Origin of the sequence: Prevotella sp., from assembly GCF_051059605.1 — a bacterium.
Taxonomy (GTDB): domain Bacteria; phylum Bacteroidota; class Bacteroidia; order Bacteroidales; family Bacteroidaceae; genus Prevotella.
Genome location: NZ_CP050883.1, coordinates 1982104 through 2003370, shown reverse-complemented (window position 1 = coordinate 2003370; position 21267 = coordinate 1982104). Strand labels below are relative to the sequence as shown.

The following is a 21267-nucleotide window of genomic DNA, read 5'->3' as shown; positions in this document are numbered from 1 at the left end:
ATAACTCAGTTGTTAGTTTGTGAAAAAGGGATTACATCGTTCTGAAAATCAGTATACGATGTAATCCCTTTTGTTTAGACAAAGATAATAATAACAGTGTTGTGAATTATCTTTTTTGAATGACTGTTATAGCCATTGTCCATATTTCCTTATAAAGAATTTTTTCACTACTTGTGTGAGAACTCCGTAACCTAATAATATTGCCACTAAAAATGGATAATACATTATAGGCAATGGAGTCATTTTAAGAGCCGCCCCTATTGATGTGTAAGGAATTATAAGTCCTATCACTGCTATAACTAATGTCATAAATACTACAGGTGATGCAGCGCAGCTTTGTATGAAAGGTATTTTACCAGTGCGTATGATATGAATCACGAGTACTTGTGATAACAGCCCTTCAACAAACCATCCTGTTTGGAACAGACTTTGAGATGATGGTACACATGCAGAAAAGAGGAAGTACATCAACGCAAATGTAATATAATCAAAGATAGAACTTACTGGTCCCATATAAAACATGAATCTTGATATACCTTTGGTATGCCATACTTTTGGACTCTTGATGAAGTCCTCGTCCATATTGTCCCAAGGTATTGCGGTCTGTGAGATATCATATAACATGTTTTGGGATAATATCTGGATAGGAAGCATCGGTAAGAATGGTAAGAGGATGCTTGCTCCTAGCATACTTAGCATGTTTCCGAAATTACTACTGGTTGTCATCTTGATGTATTTTACAATATTACCAAATGTAATTCTTCCATATTCTACACCAGTACGCAATATATTGAGATCCTTCTCTAATAGAATGATGTCTGCACTTTCTTTGGCAATATCTACCGCAGTATCTACAGAAATACCAACGTCGGCAGTCTTTAGTGCTGCGGCATCATTTATTCCATCACCCATGAATCCTACGGTATGTCCCTCTTCCTGAAGCAGAGTTACAATCCTTGATTTTTGCATAGGACTTAGTTTCGCGAAAATAACAGTTTCTTCAAGTTTTTCTTTCAACTCGTTGTCATCCATCATTTCCAATTCGTTTCCAAGCATAATCTTGTCGAACTTGATGCCTACGTCATTGCAAATTTTCTTAGTTACGATTTCATTATCACCAGTAAGTACTTTTACGTTTACTCCCAATTGCTGAAGAGAAGAAAGTGCAGTCTGTGCTGAAGGTTTTGCTGGATCAAGAAAACCTACGAAGCCAGCCATAATCATATCTTTTTCATCTTCTGCAGAATATGTAGGGTCTCTATTATCAAATGTCTTTACTGCAACGATAAGTATTCTAAGTCCGTCCTCATTTAATTCTTTAGACATCTTTATGATGTGCTCCCTTGTTTTTTCATCCATTGGTAGGATTTCGTCGGTATCAATCTGCAACTGTCTGTCTTCTCCAGGATCGTATGCTCGTGAACATAGTTGCAGCATTTCTTCTACAGCACCTTTACATATTAATAGATGACTACCGTCTGAACGCTCAAGTATAACAGACATACGTCGACGCTGGAAATCAAAAGGAATCTCGTCTATTTTTTTATAGGCTTCGTCTGCTTTTAGTGAGTCATGCAATTCAACATGGTTAAGTATGGCTACATCTAACAGACTTTTCAATCCTGTCTGATGATAACTATTTAGGTAAGTCCACTTTAATACTTCTTCGTCTGATTCTCCATATATGTTAAGATGACGCTCTAATACAACCTTGTCAAGTGTAAGGGTACCAGTCTTGTCTGTACACAAAGTATCCATTGCTCCGATGTTCTGTATTGCATTAAGGCGCTTTATAATTACTTTATTCTTACTCATGTTAACAGCTCCTTTTGCAAGGTTTGCTGTGACAATCATAGGAAGCATCTCTGGAGTAAGACCTACAGCTATTGCTACAGCAAATAGCATTGCGTCTACCCAATTGTCCTTGGCTATACCGTTTATAATAAACACAACAGGAACCATAACTGCCATAAATGAAATCAACAGATAGCTTACACGCTTCAGACCCTTGTCAAAACTTGTTTCCTGTCTTTTGCCAGTAACAGTCTTACTGATAGAACCAAAATAAGTATGTTCACCGGTTGTCACAACGACCGCTGTTGCAGTGCCGCTTATAACATTTGTACCCATGAAGCATATATTTTGTAAATCTATAATCGGACTTTTCTCAGCATCCTTTGTTTTATAGCATGTAGCATTTTTCTCAATTGGTAATGATTCTCCTGTAAGTGCAGATTGAATAACAAATAAGTCTTTTACATTTATAAGCCTGCAGTCTGCTGGTATCATATCTCCTGCTGATAGGTGAATGATATCTCCAGGAACTATATCTTTTATGTCAACTTCATACTTTTCGCCATTTCTTTCAACAGTAGCAGTAGTCTCTACCATGTCTTTCAACTTCTCTGCTGCTTTGTTGCTTCTGTATTCCTGAATAAATCTTAGGGCTACACTTACAGTTACCATAATACAAACCATTACGACAGTAGAATAGTCTCTGTCGGAAATCTTTGGTAACCAGATATCTATTATTGCAGATATTATGGCAATAAAAATAAGTATTCCGATAAAAGGATTGATGAATGCGCTGATAAGTTGTTTTATCCAGGATACCTTACCTTCTTGTCTCACCTCGTTATATCCATATGTTTCAAGGCGATCTTTTACTTGTGAATCATCTAATCCGTTTCTTGTTGTTGCTGTTTGATCATACAATTCGTTTTCATTGCAGCAACTTGCTTTCCTTAAAATTTCTGCTTGGTCTTTGAAACCATTAATTGGTCTCAACTGAGGTCTTCTTTTAAATTTCATTATAATTACCTCCATGAATGTTATGACGTATATGGAGGTAATCAGGACGTATTATATCCTAATCAACCTTCATGACATCGGGTTTATTTTTAATATGACTATCGGATTTATCGTCCATAATGAACTATAATTTATAATTTGCCGCAAAAGTAATCTATTATATTCCAAAATCAGACTATCAGATGATAAAAAGAGTTGCTTATTAGAGATTTCTAATCTCAAATAAATAATATGTTGGTTCATTATGTCTCATCGCTAATGTCTACTTAAAATGATTAACCTTTAGTGTAGCGCATTATAAATTAAATATTTAGAGTCTATATTTCTCAGTGACAATTTGAGTTTCGCCCTTTTAGGGTGCCTTCCCTGTATTTTTGTTTTTTTTTAGCTACGAAGCTACGGTAACTCTCGCAAAGTCCATAAACAGAGGGATTAACGATACGTAGCTTGCAGGATTTAGCTACGCAAGCTACGTTCTAGCTACGTTATCTTTTTCAGCCTATATAATGTACGTGCAGGCACGCGCATACCTAGGGTTTTGCAAAATATAAGCGTCTAATTGTCAACTTATTGAAAATCAGTATTTTATCGACGAATTTGACTAAATAAAGTGACGGTGGCCCGACCGTCAAATATCAAGTTTTGCATGCGTTTCTATATAGAAACGGAAACGTTTGCACGTAGAAACGCAGACGTTTCTACGATGTAAAGTTTGCGTTTGATCGATGAAACACACTGCATTTCATCATAGAAAACACTGTAAAACATCGCAAAACATATCAAATTACGTCGTAAAATGGAATGCAATAGGAGGAAAAATTTCACCCATATTTTACCGACGAATAACCTTCACTTTATTCTACCCGAAAAAGTGTTCTAACAAATTGAGACACAATGGATAGCCACTTCGACACTTGTTATTACGAAAGACTCTGAGTGCGCCTGCGCACGCACGTGTGCCATCAATGTGTTGCTCCTAATAATTAAAACTTTGGCTAACAGCCTAACCTAAATTCCATTGTATGGGCAAAAAAATTGCAGTACCTTTGCCGAGAATTCAGCGGAATTAGGCAGAACTTTTAAGCACAGAAAAATCTGTTCCTGTTTACTAAATCTAAGTGTGCTATTTTTCAGATGCAGCCAACAGTTCTTTGACAGATTTACTTATAAAATACTTTTCATCCTTAAAATGACACAAATTGACGTAGCTAAAACGTAGCTTACCGTAGCTAAATCCTGCAAGCTATGTATCGTTAATCCCACTGTTTATGGGTTTTGCGAGAGTTACCGTAGCTTCGTAGCTAAAAAACACCAAAAATGCAGGGGGATACACCCTAAAAGGGCAAAACTCAAATCGTCACTGAGAAATATAGACTCTAAATATTTAATTTATAATGCGCTACACTAAATGTTAATCATTTTAAGTGGACACTCGTGATGTCTGATATATTTTAAAACTAAGCTTTATAATGATTAAATAAATTGTTGCTTTTAGTTTCTTGCTTACATTTTATTCTGTAAACGTGTTACTAGCGAATCATTAATTTGTTACTTGTTTTTGTGTAAGAACGTTCTCTCGTACATTATATATATAAGTATTAGTGTAATGCCGTATCATTATAAAATGAGTAATATAGAGTTTTATTTGTCACAGAATTAAAGAGAGGTTTTCTTCGTGTAATATTTATGCTTGTAATCCGTCCAAAGTGTCACTTTGGATACCGTTAATGAAACAACTTGATATATATCAAGTTGTTAACTGTTTCAAATTGATAAAAGCAAAAATAATTTACAATACAGATTGTAACCGTGTTGTATTTACTGTGTGCGTGAACAGCTTGTTTTCCACTTGTAACTGTGCAAAAAGTAACTAAATTGTTAGTTTACATGTGCTTTAAATAGGGCTATTTTACAAATTGAAAGTTTTTAGCCCTATTTTTGATAAGTTTCAAATTGAAAGTGGGTTATTAAATTACGACTAATTTATAGTGAAAAAATATGTATAAAATAGTGTTAATAAATTATTGCTGTATCAGATTAATTATATATATTTGCATCAGAAAAGAATAAAAACCTAAAAAATATACGATTATGAGACGATTTCTTTTGATATCAGTAATGGCAATGTTGACCATCGTAAGTTATGGTCGCAAACATGTAGCCGAAAATGCAGTTGTTGTAGCTGACACTATTTATTATGCAGAAAACATGATGAATGTTGCTACAAGTGGACAAGCAAGCTATTATAGATTGCTAATGAAACAAGGTCAAGGACTTAATAAGAAAAATGTCTTCCAAGACTTCTATATGAATGGAACTTTGAGGGCAGAAGGTGCTTACAGTTTTATTGATCTTGGTAATGATGCAAATACAATACTCGACGGTGAGATTACTACTTATTATAAAAATGGTAAGGAGAAATGGCACGGAAAGTATGTAAACGGAAAACGTGAAGGATATTTCACAATGCAGATGCGTCAGGGTGGTGTTGCAGTAGTTCAGTTTGAGAACGGTAAATCAGCTCATGATTACTTCACAATAACAAATGCTGATGGCACTATGGAGAAACGTCCTATCTCTGATTTGAAGTCTTTTATGTAAAAAATTTGATTTCTCTCTTAATAAAAAGATAAATTACAAAAGTCTCTATTTAAACAATAAACAAGAAGAAAATGCCTGCTTCGTGAGAAGCGGGCATTTTCGTTTTATACTTTTTACAGCGTTTTGATACTGTTGATAAGATAAAAGACTTGAACGTCCTATTAGAATGATATGATACTATTCTCTCACGTTGCTTTTTTATATCTGATATTCATCTCCACTAGAAAAAGTTTTTATAATGTAACTTACTCATCCCTTATAAACAAAGTGTTGGTGACATGAAAAAAACTTTTTATGGTCTCTATTTGCTGAAATATTCTGAAGGCGTTTTACCTGTATATTGCTTAAAATTGCGGATGGCAGTTGATCTAGAACGGAATCCCACATTGTAGAATATATCCTGATAGTTATATATCTGTTCGTTTTTTACTCGATTAATAAAGTCTTCAATGCGCAAAGAATTTATATATGCATTGAAATTGGTATATCCGAGTTCTCTCAAAGCCTTTGAGAGTGTAGTTCTATTGGTGTATAGAGATGCTGCCATAGAGTTTAGAGAGATATCTGGATTTCTGTAGTCTAACGTATGCCTCATATATATTACCACTCTTTCACATAAAGAATTTGCTTTCTCTTCTATTTCTTCAATGTATTCAGCCTCTTTACTATCTTCATAAGTGGTTTCTGCAGTATTTGATTCTGGTAGCTTTATCAGCCTTTCAAATAATTCCATGTATGCAATATATATGCTGCATCCTGCACTAACATAATAATAGAGAGTTTTTATAATAAGGTGATCAGATATGAGTATAATGATATATGCAATAGTATTTATGATGAAACAAATGGTATACTTCATCATCCAAACTCTATCTGTATTATTGTAATGTCTAGTATATGGTATTGTGAATATTAAAAAGACGGGAGTAAATACCAAAACAACAAGAAAAAATCTAAACCAAACATCAATTCTTGTAAAATGGGGTAGCATTTCTAATAAAGAATGATATGGTGGAAATGTGACTCCAAAGATTTTTAATACATTATAAATTAGTATTAAAAAAAGTAATGGACTATATAGTTTTATGACTCGCCATACATTTAGATATCCTGGTGAAATTACTTCAAGAGGATACATAATGTATGAAATCACCATGAATATAGCAACTAATAACATTGGTGCAGAAATCACTAATTCAGGGACTTCTCCATTGCACAAAACGTAGAATCTTCTTATGTAACTGATTACAGAGAAGAATACTATAAATGAAAGAATAATTCTAGATCGTTCGCCACTTTTTCTACGGGCGAATATGAGCAACGATGTAAGCAAGCATGCTATGGCCGCGGCAAATGTGGTGGCTAAATATAGACTTTTCATAATTTTATTTTGCAAATTTAATCAAAAAATAGGTATATTAAGTAAATATCATCAAATTTTGTGGTAATGAGACATGCAAATTGTGATAATGAAACACCTGAATATATAGTATTGATTAACTTTGCCACGTTGATTGTATTCATGCACTGTTTATTAATAACAAAAGAAATAATAATTAAAATTAACTAACGATGAAAAAAATATCTTTTTTATTCTTATTGTTTGCCTCCTTATTTGTAGCTTGTAGTACTGATAATGATGTTGCGAAGGTTGACAATCCTTTTGACCCATCTAGCGAACTTGCTGATAGTGTTTTAAGAAACAAGATTGTTGTTATTAGCGATTTGCATCTAGGAAATGATCTTGCTTACTCTGAAAATGTGAAACATCTTAACCGTCTAAACCAGTTCCTTAAGGAAGTAAGGGCATCTAGTACAATAAAAGAATTGGTTATAGCTGGTGATATGTTTGATGAGTGGTATATCCCTTCACGTACTAATACTTATGAAAACAAAAGTCAGTCTGATTTCATACTAAAAACTGTAGCTGCAAATAAAGCTATATTTGATGTTCTTAATGGTATTATAACTGATAAGAAAATTAAGGTAACTTATATTCCTGGTAATCATGATATGGGATTTACTCCAGCTAACATAGATTTAGCAATGCCCGGAGTGAATCAAGCTCGTGATGCAGGACGCAATGGCTTAGGAACTTATCATCCTGATAATTATCCAGAAATAGCTATAGAGCATGGGCATAGATATGATTTTTTCAGTGACTTAACTCTAGATGAGGCCGATCCAAACGTTAAGGGAACTACTTTTGCGCCAGGATATTTCTTTGCTCGTATTGCTGCTAACTCATTTGTAAATCCAATTGCAATAGGAAATAGAACTAGGGTGCCTGATGTAGTATTAAACAATAAGAAGGATCCAGAACAAGTTAGTAAATATGTATATTATAAATTGTGGAAGCAAGTTTTAGATAGTGTTATATATGTTAATGATAACTTTGATGACAAGATTATTACCACAAATGTAGATAATTTCACTAAGACTTATTCTATTAATGACGTTCTCCCTTATAACGATGCAAATGGAAATATACAAATGAAAATGTATAATGGTTTGTTTACTCAAGAAGCTTGGAATAATCGTATGAAAGCTAATGATGTAAAGGTTATGACACCTATTGATTCTGCAATTATTGGAAGTCTGAAAACTCAATATGTTGATGACCAGTCTTACACTCAGTATTTTAGCAGTGTGGATAAACAAAATATTCGTGTTGTCATATTTGGACACACTCATATACCAAAGATGATTAGTTATAATAAGAATAACCACTCGTGTGTTTATGCTAATACAGGAACTTGGGAAGATAGAAAAAGTCGTATAAGGAATAATAATATTGATCAAGATTCAATTAATATGAATTTTGTTGTTATCACTCCAAATAAGACGAATCATAAAATGCTAAATATTAAGTTATATAAATATCTTTATGGTGCACATAGCGTATTAAATAGTAAGGATGTTGATTTGTCTACTGATCAAAAATAACAATAATGTAGACTTCCAAGATTTTCCATATACTTAATCAAATTTCGTTTAAAAATAGAGAAAATGTTTTTGTATTTAATGCAAAATAAATAAAGTTAACGACTTATGTAATAGAAGTAATCAGGTAAATAAAATGAAAAGCGGTGAGTGTACGATATATAATATGTGTATCTTCTCTCACTGCTCTTTTTTTACTATTATGATGAGACTATTATCTTAATATTTCTCTATAGGTGTATAATCAGATTCCCCTACAAAGGTTGTTATTTATTTCACGAAAATAAACATAATATAATATTGAGAATTCTCAATATAGTTGTAAACTTTTTATAAATAAAGAATACTGATATGGTATTGTTTATTTGAGAAAAAGTCATCAAAATTGGATGAGTATTTAAGTTAATCGTCACTTCTTACCTTTATCCCTTCACTAATTTTTTGCTCTTACTCCATTAAAACAGAGTAAAAGTGATGAAGTGACGATAATTCCATTAAAAAGCTGTTTTGATGCCGAATAGATAATTACTAGACATTATAAGTTGATGTCTAGTTCTACAGGGCAATGATCGCTACCAAATATATCTGTATGTATTTTGGCATCTTCGATATTATCTTTTATCCGTTCTGAAGTCAGAAAGTAGTCGATACGCCAGCCCGTATTGTTTTCACGAGCATGGAAACGATAACTCCACCAACTGTAAGTAACCTGCTCTGGATATAAAGTACGGAAAGAGTCAATGAATCCATTGTTTAACAATATCGACATTTTCTCTCGTTCCTCATCTGTGAATCCTGCATTTTTATGGTTAGTCTTTGGATTCTTGATATCTATTTCCTCGTGTGCTACATTCATATCACCACATACGATGACAGGTTTGTTTTTGTCAAGTTCATGAAGAAAAGCCTGAAAATCCTCTTCCCATTTCATACGATATTCCAGACGACGAAGTCCGTCTTGAGAATTTGGTGTATAAACAGTTACAATATAAAATTTATCATATTCAAGAGCTATAACGCGGCCTTCATGGTCGTGCTCTTCGATCCCAATCCCGTATTTAATGCTCAATGGTTTATGCTTTGTAAATATAGCGGTTCCGCTATATCCCTTTTTCTCGGCATAGTTCCAATAAGATTCATAACCCGGAAACTGCAGGTCAAGTTGCCCTTCCTGCATCTTTGTTTCCTGAAGGCAGAAGAAGTCTGCGTTTAAAGTATTGAAATACTTTTCAAAATCCTTTCCAACACATGCACGCAAACCATTAACGTTCCAAGAGATAAATTTCATATTGTGACTGTTTTAATTAGTTTATTTACTTCCGACAGCTTGGAAGACAGTGTTTACATCAATTTGATCGTCGCCAACCTTTACGCTCTTAATAACGAAATTGATGCTGCTCTTTTTATTGTAGTATTGAATCTGTGGATAGAGATATCCATAAGAACTACTAGCCATATAATCAGCGAAGGTTATTTCGCAAGCCTTCCCGTTGTAATTAAACTTAAGCGTTTTGTTAGCAGGAGTCATTAAATAGAAATAATAACTCTGATTCCAATATGTATTTGAAGCTTGCGCATACGTGTTAACAGCTCCTATAAGAGTTTGTCTTCCTGCATTTGTAATAGCATCTTTGACGGCAGAGTTAGTAGATACATAGTTCTGCAAGAAGCTGATAGGGAATGAAAGACTTGTAAATGTAGAATCTGATGCAGTTACCATCCAGTCAACCTCTACAGAATCCTTTTTGGTATCATTGTAGAAATAGAGATAACCAGAATAATCACCTTCAAGAGCCTGGAGAGTTTGTTTACGCTGTGCACCAGTAAGGGTGATGATGTTGCTGTTGTTGTCGTTGTTGTCATCGCTTAGGCACGACGTAAAAGTTGTTGCTGCCAAAACTGAGCAGAACAAAATCAAGATTGCGTTTTTTAGATTTTTCATATCATGTTTTAAATTAATATTATGTATAAGGTAAATGCCAGGGATGTAAGAATCTTGCATCCCATAGCTTACTTTTTTATATTCTTTTAGATTCACCACGAAGAAGACTCATGAATTCCTGTCGTGTAGTAAGAGAATTAAATACTCCACTGAAATCACTTGTCGTGGTGATAGAATTCTGTTTCTCTACTCCGCGCATCTGCATACACATGTGCTTGGCCTCTATAACAACCATAACGCCTTGGGGTTTCAAGGTTTCCTGAATACAGTCTTTTATCTGTTGGGTAAGTCTTTCCTGCACTTGCAGTCTATGGCTGAATATGTCTACAACACGTGCTATCTTACTTAATCCTGTGATATATCCGTTTGGGATATAGGCTATATGTGCCTTTCCGTAGAAAGGTAGCATGTGATGTTCGCAAAGTGAAAACACGTCAATGTCCTTAACTATTACCATTTGGTTGTAATCTTCCTTGAAGATAGCGTCTGTAAGAACCTTATGCGGATCCTGTGTATATCCGCGGGTAAGAATCTGCATTGCTTTTGCTACACGCATAGGTGTTTTCTCAAGCCCTTCACGCTCTGGATTCTCGCCCAATATTTTCAATACCTCTTTATAATGTAATGCTAGGTCGTCAAGACCATCACGAAATTCATTTTCCGGATTCATATCTTATCGTTCTAATGTTAATAATATCAGTATTGTATGGAAATAGTTCCCTTCACAATACATGCTTGTCTGTATCCTAAAGCCTTAACTTTCGTGAGCATAGTCTTTGCTTCCTGAAAGCTCCGATAGTTTCCTACTCTGCATATCCAATGTGGAGAATAGAAATGCACATATATAGGTTCTTCGGGATATTTAAGTTTTATCGTCGTTCTAGCTTGTTCAGCTTTCATTCTGTCATTTCTTGAGTTGCCGCCGGAGAAAGCTTGGACTCTGAATCCTGTAATCTTTCTGCTGCCGCGCATCACTTTTTTGCGCATGTCAATTGTTGGAATGTCAAACTCTTCTTCGTCGTCAATCCTAACTGGCTCGCTTTTCTGCTTCGTTGTGTTTTCTCGTTTCTCAGGACTCTTCTCATTATTAACTATATTCTCATTCTTGTTGTTATAGTTATAATTATTGTTGTGATGCTTTGCAGAGTCACCAATCACGTTTTGCGGTTTGATATTGTTTCTGTTGCGGTTATTTTCGCTTCTGCTAGTTTCAGCTTTTTTTTCTTTTATGACGGTATTGTCAGCCTTTTGTTGAGTCTGTATCTTCTTGCCGTTAACCAATTCATCAATTTCCTTGCTTTGGGTAACAGTAACGTTACCTTTACCTGCGACGTTCTTCTTCAGATGGTCGAGATAAGTTTGTGCGCCAGCGTTGACGGAAATACCTAATGCAATTATTGACGATATAACGAACTTATTCATATATTCTTGTATGTGTATTAATGTTGAAAATATGCTGGGATATCGGTATGATAGAGTGTTGTCACAAAACAACATTCATATCATTACAATATCCCTGCATTTCAATATTTTTATTATTTCTTCCAAGCGTCGATGATACCCTTGAAATCAGCAGTCTTCAAAGCAGCACCACCGATAAGACCACCGTCGATATTTGGCTTAGAGAATAGCTCAGGAGCGTTAGAAGCCTTGCAGCTACCACCGTAAAGGATTGATGTCTCCTCAGCAACTTCCTTACCATACTTTTCAGCAACGATAGAACGGATGTATGCAAGCATTTCCTCTGCCTGATCAGAAGTAGCAGTCTTACCTGTACCGATAGCCCAGATTGGCTCGTATGCAAGAATGATGTTCTTCCACTCTTCTGCGCTCAAGTTGAATACGCTGTCGGCTAGTTCAGCCTTAACAACTTCGTTCTGCTTGTTACCTTCGCGCTCTTCAAGAGTCTCGCCACAGCAGAAGATAATCTTCAAACCGTTCTTCAATGCAAGCTGTACTTTCTCCTTAAGGATTGCTGCAGTCTCACCATAATATTGGCGACGCTCTGAGTGACCAAGGATAACATACTGAGCACCTGTGCTCTTTACCATTTCGGCAGAAACCTCACCTGTGAAAGCTCCTTTTTCCTTGTCTGCGCAGTCCTCTGCACCAAGACCAACTACGTTTTGGTCAAGTACTTGTGCAACGCTGGCCAAGTGGATGAAAGGTGTACAAACAACTACATCACAATTAGGCTTGTCAGCAACTAAAGCTTCGTTGATCTCTTTAGCAAGAGCAACACCATCTTGCAGGTTCATGTTCATTTTCCAGTTACCTGCTACGATTTTCTTTCTCATTTTATTTTTCTTTTTATTAAACAGTTGATATATTTTATCTTTGTCTTCTTTTTCCTTATTTCTCACCCATTTACCCCAAGCCAGTATCCTATCAGCAATAGTTAGAAGCATTAATGGTAATATGAACCATAATACAATCTCTAGTATTTTTCCCCAAACAGTGTCATTAGGTATCTTCCCGATTTCAGTCTGTTCGAGTGGCTTGTTCAGAGTTTCTTCTGAAGGTAAGTCATTGTGGCTCCATTTGTTTATTATTCTGCCATTCTTAATCAAAAGCAATCCAGGATTACTCCTAATTATAGTTTTTAGGGTAGTCTCGTCTGTTGTACAGAATGGATATTCCGCCCCAGTGATGTCTATCCACCTTTTTATAGGTTTATCATTGCTTGCTGTCAGACAATAGAATGGTACGTTTTGTTGTTGGGCATATTCGTATATCTGGTCAATGTTGCCAAAGTTGGAGTCATCAGCTTGCTCAAGATGTGGTGCTATCAGCAGGAATGTGTATCCTTTGTAGTCCAATATCTTTTTGGTGATATCTTCTCCAGTATTCTTGTCCTCAATAGAAAAGTCATGTATCGGTGGAATGTATCCTTCTGAAATCTGTATCGTTTTGCTATCAATGAACTTCCATGTAGAGTCTGGATAGTTGGCAAGCGAAAATTCTTTTTTTACCCCGTTCTTCTCCAATATGAATGATGTGTCAAACTTAGGTTGCTTTGCTCCCTTGGGTATTGTCATCCCTTCGCGTATGTTAGCACCTATATAATATGGTCTGAAATCAAACAGTGGCAGATAATACAAACTGTAGCCGCTGCTCAATACAATAAACAATATTGTATAGTTTATTACTATCCATTGGGTACTTTTAGATATGAACCTCACCATAGACAGTGGCTTCCATGTCACAACCGCAGCACATGCAATAAGTATAATGTTCTTTATCAGCGATTGTATATTGGTCAGTTTGATAGCGTCACCGAAACATCCGCAGTCTTTTATCGGATTTGCTATAGTCAACCATATCGTAATGGCTGTCATAATGCACATGAATGCCAATATTATCTTAGAACATATTCTACGTCTTATGGCAAACAGCATGAATATTCCCAGTGAGAATTCCAGTCCCGACATTGCAACTGATGTAGTCAGCGTAATCCAGTCTGGTATCATGCCAGCCATTCCTACGGCACCAAGATAGTCTTGTAGTTTGTACTGTGTGCCTATAGGGTCAATAGCTTTTACATATCCGGAGAATATAAAAGTGAATGCCAATACAAGTCTGCATAAATTCACCAGTATTCCGATAAATTGTGCTTTGGCAGAAATATATGTGCTACTTTTCTCCATTAAGTTTTATTGCGCCAAATACCGCATAGTTTATAATATCCATGTAGTTGGAATCAATGCCTTCAGAAACAAGAGTCTCGCCGTTAATATCCTCAATTTCCTTAACTCTTTCAATCTTAGTCAGTATGAAGTCGGTATAGCTACTGATTCTCATAGAGCGCCAAGCCTCGTCATAGTCGTGATTCTTTTTTAGCATTAGTTCCAATGCCTCTTTAGCGTGTTTATCATACAGGGTCATGGCTTCGCTAACTGTCATATCAACAGAGTCAACGAATCCTTTTTCAAGTTGGACTAACCCAATTATTCCGTAATTGATAAGTGCTATAAATTCAGGACGTATACCTTCACCTACTAAAGATTCTTTTTTAATCTCCAGTGAACGTATACGTTTTGCCTTAATAAACAGTTGATCTGTCAGTGATGACGGTCGCAATATGCGCCATGAAGCACCATAGTCGTGTAACTTCTTGCTAAAGAGTTCACGACATTCTTTCATTACATTCTCAAACTGTTTCTCTGTATTCAAATTGCTCATAAGCCTTAAAACTTTGCGATGCAAAGTTACTTATTAATAATGAATTCACCAAATTTTTTGGCTTATGCTTTAGGTATGTCATTTCATACTTTGGCGATAATGTATCATTCTTACTACGCCACACATTGCTTCGTATCTTGCTTTCAGAGAGTCACGCTTGACGCCCAGCATATTTCTTTTTCCGATATTTCCAGTCGAAGAAATAGCCTTTAGTGTTGCCTGAAGTGCTGAATCTGTACGTGCGATGTCTTGCTGGGCCATCTTTAATGATGCGTTTTGCCATATTTTCAAGGCACGCTTACGTGTTTCTATCGCTTCAGGATAATTCTTCCTCAACGACATTATTGAGTCTAGAGTTTGCTTGTATTGACCTGAGCCATAGAGTGATTCTATGTCAGACATCAATGGTGTTGCCTTCTCGTCTTGAGTTTCGGCACAGCTGCATATAATTGCTGTAAGCGCAAAAAGCCAAAAATACTTCTTCATGAGTGCAAAAATATAAAAAACTAACTGAACTTGCATATTCTGACATTAAATTTTAGTATCTTTGCACGCAATTTAGAGCACGTTAAGAGAAATTAAGTAACAATGAGAAATATTACAAATGCCGATTTGGCGAAACTACTAGATAAGGATATCTTTCATAAAATCTCAGAAGCAGCCGATTCCTTGGGATTGGAATGCTATGTCGTAGGAGGATATGTGCGAGATCTATTCCTTGAGAGACCATCTAATGATATTGATGTTGTCGTAGTAGGAAGTGGTATTCGCGTTGCTACCGAATTGAAAAACCTTTTTGGAAAGAAAGCTCATCTTTCAGTGTTTCGTAATTTCGGAACTGCTCAAGTGAAATATCGTGGAGTAGAAGTCGAATTTGTTGGTGCACGAAAGGAGAGTTATAGTCATGATTCTCGCAAACCGCATGTTGAGGATGGTACATTGGAAGATGATCAGAATAGGAGGGATTTCACAATAAATGCTCTTGCTGTTTGTCTTAACAAAGAACGCTTCGGTGAACTTATTGATCCGTTCGATGGTGTTCTTGATATGGAAGACGGTATTATTCGTACTCCGTTAGATCCTGATATAACTTTTTCTGATGATCCACTTCGCATGATGCGTTGTATAAGGTTTGCCACTCAGTTGAATTTTATCATTGATGATGAGACATTTGAAGCTCTTGAGCGTAACGCCCACAGGATAAAGATAATAAGTGGTGAACGAATTGTTGATGAACTCAACAAAATAATGCTTACTAATGCACCAAGTAAGGGATTTGTAGATCTTCAGAGATGTGGCTTGCTACAATTGATTATCCCAGAACTCTCTATGCTGGATTTGGTTGAAACTAGAAATGGCAAGGCGCATAAGAATAATTTTTACCATACTCTTGAAGTGCTTGATAATGTATGCAAGTCGCAGATAGCATCAGATGATAATGGTGATATGATGCTTTGGCTACGTTGGGCAGCATTGTTCCATGATATTGGTAAACCGCGTAGCAAGCGTTGGGATAATGTTGCAGGATGGACATTTCATAATCACAATTATGTAGGTGCCAAAATGATTCCAAGCATTTTTCGTCGTATGAAGTTACCGATGGATATGAAAATGAAGTATGTTCAAAAGATAGTTGATCTTCATATGCGTCCTATTGTTATCGCTGATGATGAAGTAACAGACAGTGCTGTACGTAGACTAATGAATGATGCCGGTGATGACATTGATGACCTGATGACTCTTTGCGAAGCTGATATTACAAGTAAGAATCAGGTAAGAAAACAGCGTTTTCTAGATAATTTCCGCAGTGTACGTGAAAAACTAGCTGATCTCAAGGAACGCGATTACAAGCGATTGTTGCAACCTTGTATAGATGGAAATGAAATCATGGAGATATTCCATCTTACTCCGTGTCGTGAAGTTGGAGCATTGAAGCAGACCCTTAAAGATGCCGTACTTGATAATAAGGTGGAGAATGAACGTGAAGCTTTGATGCAGTTGCTTATGAATAAAGCAAAGAGCATGGGTTTGGTGTAGTTAGTTCTTTATTATAATAGAAATCCGAGTAATCCGATTTGACGGATTGCTCGGATTTTTCATATAATTGATAAAATACCTTTCTATTATGCACAACTCTAACTAATTATTGTTAAAAGTGTATGTCGGTAAAGAGGTAGTTACTGATTTATTGTTACTTTTGCAAAGTAAAAACTAAAAACGGGCTTAAAGTTTTCTGCGCCCCGTATTTCATTATATTATTAACTATGTATAAATTTAATTGTAAAAATAGGTATGAAGATTAAGAATGGTTTATTTATTCTGGTAATCGCAAGTTCTCTCACAGCATGTAGTGGGGGGGGCGGTATGCCAAAGTTTGGTGATGATGAGTTTGCCGTAGTTTCAGTAGGTGCTTCAGATGCATCATTACAGACTACTTACCCAGCCACTATTAAAGGTATTCAGGATGTAGAAGTCCGTCCAAAGGTTTCGGGCTTTATTACCAAGGTTTATGTACATGAAGGACAGACTGTGTCTGCTGGTCAGGTGCTGTTTACAATTGATAGTGAGACTTACCGTGCTGCTGTTCGTCAGGCACAGGCCGGTGTAAATACTGCACATGCACAACTGAACACAGCAAAACTTACTTATGAAAATAACAAAAAACTTTTTGCAAAGAACGTTATCGGACAGTATGAACTATCTACTGCCCTGAATTCTTATGCCACAGCAAAGGCTTCTGTAGCTCAGGCTCAGGCATCTTTAGCTTCAGCAAGAGAAACTCTAAGCTGGTGTCAGGTAAAGAGTCCATCGAATGGTGTAGTTGGAAGTCTTCCTTTCAAAGAGGGCGCTTTAGTAAGCTCTTCTAATGCACAGCCGCTTACAACAGTATCTAATATAAGTACAATGGAAGTATTCTTCTCTATGTCAGAAAGTGAGATACTTAATCTTACAAAGACTGCAGGAAGTGTAAGCGCAGCCATTTCTTCAATGCCGACAGTAAAACTCCAGTTGGCAGACGGAACTGTATATAATCATCCAGGAAAGGTTGTCAAGATGAGTGGTGTTATTGATGCTACTACTGGTTCTGTTTCACTTATAGCACATTTCGCTAATCCAGAGAAACTATTGAAGAGTGGAGGTGCTGGACAGATTGTAATCCCTACAGATGACAATCATGCTATAAAGGTTGCACAGGAAGCATGTTCTGAAGTTCAGGATAAGATATTTGTATATAAGTTAGGTGCCGATAATAAGGTGAAATACACAGAAATTACTGTTAATCCGCAAAATGACGGAAAGACATATATCGTAACTTCAGGATTAAGTGTTGGTGACCGTATTGTAACAAAGGGTATTACCAAACTTTCTGACGGTATGAAGATAAAGCCTATCACAGAAGCTCAGTATGAGAAGAAAATCGACGATGCCGCTAAACTCGCTGCAAAGCAGAGTACAGCAAAGGGATTTGTTGATGTTATGAAAGGCAAGTAAAAACAATAAAAAGAGAATAGTTATATATGACATTAACTAACTTTATAAAGCGCCCAGTACTTTCAACGGTGATTTCCATCTTGTTTGTATTGTTGGGTACTATAGGATTGATATCGCTGCCAGTAGAGCAGTATCCGGATATCGCGCCGCCTACTATTTCAGTTAGTACCACTTATACTGGTGCTGACGCTCAGACGGTGCTTAACTCCGTTGTTACTCCTCTTGAGGAGAGTATCAATGGTGTTGAGAACATGACCTACATGACATCTTCTGCCACCAATGATGGTATGGCTTCGATTACAGTGTATTTCAAGCAGGGATCTGATGCTAACATGGCACAGGTTAACGTGCAGAACCGTGTACAGCAGGCTCAGGCGTTGTTGCCTGCCGAGGTTACTCGTGCTGGTGTAACGGTGTCTAAACGCCAATCTTCAAACGTTATCATGTTCTCTCTTACTACAGAGGACGGACGTTATGATGACCAGTTTGTTACTAACTATGCACTTATCAACGTTATACCTCAGTTGAAACGTATAAATGGTGTAGGTGATATTCAGACTCCAGGTACTCGTACTTATTCCATGCGTATATGGCTTAAGCCAGATAAGATGAAACAGTACGGACTTATTCCTTCTGACATTACAAAAGCTCTTGATGGACAAAATATTGAAGCTGCGCCAGGTAAATTTGGTGAGAACAGCGATATGGCTTTTGAATATGTGCTTCGCTATAAGGGACGTTTGAAGACAATCCCGGATTATGAGAATATCATAATAACAAGTTCAACTAATGGTCAGACGTTGAAGTTGGGTGATGTAGCAAAGGTAGAACTTGGTGGATTACAGTATAATGTAAACCTACTCAATAATGGACATCCTGCCGTACTTGGTATGGTTAATCAGGTTGCTGGATCTAATGCAACTCAGATTGCTTCGGATGTAAAAACTGCTTTGGAAGAGGCAAAGAAAAGTTTCCCACCTGGATTGGAATATACAATTGAGCAGGACGTAACTGAATTCTTGTTCGCTTCTATCCATGAAGTTGTTTTCACGTTATTTATCACATTGGCACTTGTGTTTATTGTGGTTTACATATTCCTTCAGGATTTCCGTTCAACATTGATACCAATGATTGCGGTTCCTGTTGCGTTGATAGGTACGTTCTTCTTCTTATGGGTATTTGGATTCTCCGTCAACTTGCTGACACTGTCCGCCTTGCTGCTTGCGATAGCCATAGTGGTGGATGATGCCATAGTGGTTGTGGAGGCGGTTCATGCCAAGTTGGACCAAGGTTACAAGAGCGCACTCGCTGCATCTATTGATGCCATGAGCGAGATTTCTGGAGCTATCATATCAATTACATTGGTAATGGCAGCTGTGTTTGTGCCTGTATCTTTCATGGGTGGAACTTCCGGAACTTTCTATCGTGAGTTTGGTGTTACGATGGCTATATCTATCGTGATTTCTTCCCTTAACGCCCTTACACTTTCTCCTGCACTTTGTGCAATGTTCCTGAAACCTCACGAGGATGATGAGCATAGCGAAAAGAAGACAACTTTTGTAACCCGTTTCCATGATGGATTCAATCATCAGTTTGATAAGATTACCAATAAGTATAAGAAAGGTGTACAATGGATTATCAACCATTACTTGGTTGTTGGTGGCGCTGTCGTATTAGGTATTGCTGCTCTAGTTATAACAATGGCTACAACTAAGACTGGTCTTGTACCTGACGAGGATACTGGAACACTGTTTGTTACTATATCTGCTGCACCAGGAACAAGTCAGGAACGCACTAAGCAGATTGTTTCACAGGTTGACAAAATGCTTGCCAATAACCCTGCTATACAGCGTCGTGAGTCTATACTTGGATATAACTTTATTGCTGGACAAGGTTCTGATCAGGCTACATTTATTGTAAAACTGAAATCGTTTGAGGAACGTTCGGGAAGTTTCACTACTCGTATAAAGAACGCAATCAAAAATGCCGACATAATGGCTTTGTTTGTGAACCCTCTTGAAAATACTTCTGTTCTTGGTATGATTTACAAGCAGACTGCAACGATAAAGGATGCTCAGATATTGGCTTTTGGTCCTCCTATGATTCCTGGTTTCTCTATGCAGAACGGTGTTACACTGTCTATGCAGGATAAGACCGGTGGAAGCATTGACAAGTTCTATAATGTAACCAAGGAATTCATTGCTGAACTCAATAAGCGACCAGAGATACAGATGGCTCAGACTTCATATAATCCTAACTATCCTCAGTATATGGTAGATGTTGATGTTGCTAAGACAAAACAGGCAGGAATAGCTCCTTCTGATGTGTTGACAACGTTGCAAGGATATTATGGTGGTCTCTATGCATCGAACTTTAATTCATTTGGTAAACTCTATCGTGTAATGATTCAGGGAGATGTTGCAAGTAGAATGCGCCCAGATGGACTCAGTAATATTTATGTAAGAACTCCTACTGGAATGTCTCCTGTAAGTGAGTTTGTCAAGTTGCGCCGTATATATGGACCTTCAAATATATCACGTTTCAACCTGTTTACATCAATTAATGTGAGTGTCACTCCGCAGACTGGTTATTCTTCTGGTCAGGCTATGCAGGCTATAAAGGAAGTATCAAAGAATACTCTTCCTGATGGCTATAGTTATGATTATTCAGGTTTAACTCGTTCTGAGGCAGAAAGTAGTAATTCTACGGCATTGATATTCGTACTTTGTATAGTATTCGTTTACTTGATTCTTAGTGCGCAGTATGAAAGTTACATTCTTCCGTTGGCTGTAATTCTCTCAATACCGTTTGGATTGGCTGGAGCGTTTATTTTTACATTGATATTCGGGCATTCCAATGATATCTATATGCAGATATCGTTAATTATGCTTATCGGTCTGTTGGCAAAGAATGCCATACTTATTGTGCAGTTTGCTCTTGAACGACGACGCACAGGTATGGCTATCAAATACTCAGCAATCCTTGGAGCTGGAGCACGTTTGCGACCAATCCTTATGACGTCTCTCGCCATGGTTGTAGGTTTGCTTCCGTTGATGTTCGCTTCAGGTGTTGGTAAGAATGGTAACCAGACTTTGGGTGCCGCCGCAGTTGGAGGTATGTTTATAGGTACATTATGTCAGGTGTTTGTCGTTCCTGCTTTGTTTGCCGTATTCCAGTGGTTGCAGGAGAAGCTCACTCCGCTCAAGTTTGAGGATGAGGAGAATGCTGAGGCTGCTTCTGAACTGGCGCAGTATGCAAATGCTAAGTCAACGGTTTCACCAAAAAACTAGAAGAAT

The 21267-nt window shown here is 36.9% G+C and carries 14 protein-coding genes; 5 read left to right on the top strand and 9 right to left on the bottom strand.

The window, feature by feature from the left end; all coding sequences use genetic code 11:
- Positions 1–126: 126 nt before the first annotated feature.
- Positions 127–2811 carry a magnesium-translocating P-type ATPase gene (mgtA, locus tag HEQ28_RS07980; RefSeq protein WP_434501742.1) on the bottom strand — a complete coding sequence of 895 codons (2685 nt, stop codon included), beginning with the start codon at positions 2809–2811 and terminating at the stop codon, positions 127–129.
- A 2091-nt stretch (positions 2812–4902) separates the two neighbouring features.
- On the opposite strand from mgtA, the gene HEQ28_RS07975 reads away from it, so the two are divergent.
- Positions 4903–5412 carry a VCBS domain-containing protein gene (locus HEQ28_RS07975; protein WP_434501741.1) on the top strand — a complete coding sequence of 170 codons (510 nt, stop codon included), beginning with the start codon at positions 4903–4905 and terminating at the stop codon, positions 5410–5412.
- Between the two features lie 301 nt (positions 5413–5713).
- Here HEQ28_RS07975 and HEQ28_RS07970 read toward each other — a convergent pair whose 3' ends face one another.
- The gene (locus HEQ28_RS07970) at positions 5714–6793 is read right to left on the bottom strand and encodes a helix-turn-helix domain-containing protein (RefSeq protein ID WP_434501740.1); all 1080 of its coding nucleotides are present in this window, start codon (positions 6791–6793) and stop codon (positions 5714–5716) included.
- Positions 6794–6984: 191 nt separating this feature from the next.
- Between HEQ28_RS07970 and HEQ28_RS07965 the strand changes: the two genes are divergently transcribed.
- Positions 6985–8358, top strand: coding sequence for a metallophosphoesterase (locus HEQ28_RS07965; RefSeq protein ID WP_434501739.1), 1374 nt, complete (start codon positions 6985–6987; stop codon positions 8356–8358).
- Between the two features lie 532 nt (positions 8359–8890).
- Here the strand turns inward: HEQ28_RS07965 and HEQ28_RS07960 are convergent.
- The 7 genes from HEQ28_RS07960 to HEQ28_RS07930 form a co-directional block, all read right to left on the bottom strand.
- Complete coding sequence (locus tag HEQ28_RS07960) at positions 8891–9643, bottom strand: exodeoxyribonuclease III (protein ID WP_434501738.1); 753 nt, start codon at positions 9641–9643, stop codon at positions 8891–8893.
- Positions 9644–9664: 21 nt separating this feature from the next.
- Positions 9665–10297, bottom strand: coding sequence for a DUF4840 domain-containing protein (locus HEQ28_RS07955; protein WP_434501737.1), 633 nt, complete (start codon positions 10295–10297; stop codon positions 9665–9667).
- A 76-nt stretch (positions 10298–10373) separates the two neighbouring features.
- Positions 10374–10967: a GTP cyclohydrolase I FolE gene (gene folE / locus HEQ28_RS07950; protein ID WP_434501736.1), complete on the bottom strand. Its 594-nt coding sequence runs from the start codon at positions 10965–10967 to the stop codon at positions 10374–10376.
- Positions 10968–10993: 26 nt separating this feature from the next.
- Positions 10994–11719 carry an SPOR domain-containing protein gene (locus HEQ28_RS07945; protein WP_434501735.1) on the bottom strand — a complete coding sequence of 242 codons (726 nt, stop codon included), beginning with the start codon at positions 11717–11719 and terminating at the stop codon, positions 10994–10996.
- A 113-nt stretch (positions 11720–11832) separates the two neighbouring features.
- The gene (locus HEQ28_RS07940) at positions 11833–13944 is read right to left on the bottom strand and encodes a BT_3928 family protein (protein ID WP_434501734.1); all 2112 of its coding nucleotides are present in this window, start codon (positions 13942–13944) and stop codon (positions 11833–11835) included.
- Positions 13931–14479 carry a DUF1599 domain-containing protein gene (locus HEQ28_RS07935; RefSeq protein WP_434501733.1) on the bottom strand — a complete coding sequence of 183 codons (549 nt, stop codon included), beginning with the start codon at positions 14477–14479 and terminating at the stop codon, positions 13931–13933. The genes HEQ28_RS07940 and HEQ28_RS07935 overlap by 14 nt, the downstream gene beginning before the upstream one ends.
- A 78-nt stretch (positions 14480–14557) precedes the next feature.
- Complete coding sequence (locus HEQ28_RS07930) at positions 14558–14965, bottom strand: hypothetical protein (RefSeq protein ID WP_207154985.1); 408 nt, start codon at positions 14963–14965, stop codon at positions 14558–14560.
- A 102-nt stretch (positions 14966–15067) separates the two neighbouring features.
- Here HEQ28_RS07930 and HEQ28_RS07925 point away from each other — a divergent pair, with 102 nt between their 5' ends.
- The 3 genes from HEQ28_RS07925 to HEQ28_RS07915 all read left to right on the top strand — a co-directional run bounded on the left by HEQ28_RS07925 (position 15068) and on the right by HEQ28_RS07915 (position 21261).
- Positions 15068–16516 carry a CCA tRNA nucleotidyltransferase gene (locus HEQ28_RS07925; protein ID WP_434501732.1) on the top strand — a complete coding sequence of 483 codons (1449 nt, stop codon included), beginning with the start codon at positions 15068–15070 and terminating at the stop codon, positions 16514–16516.
- A 255-nt stretch (positions 16517–16771) separates the two neighbouring features.
- Entirely contained in the window at positions 16772–17971 is a 1200-nt protein-coding gene (locus tag HEQ28_RS07920; protein WP_434501731.1) for an efflux RND transporter periplasmic adaptor subunit, read from the top strand.
- 26 nt (positions 17972–17997) lie between these two features.
- Positions 17998–21261 (top strand): efflux RND transporter permease subunit, encoded by a 3264-nt coding sequence (locus tag HEQ28_RS07915; protein ID WP_434501730.1) that lies wholly within the window; start codon positions 17998–18000, stop codon positions 21259–21261.
- The last annotated feature ends 6 nt before the right edge of the window (positions 21262–21267 follow it).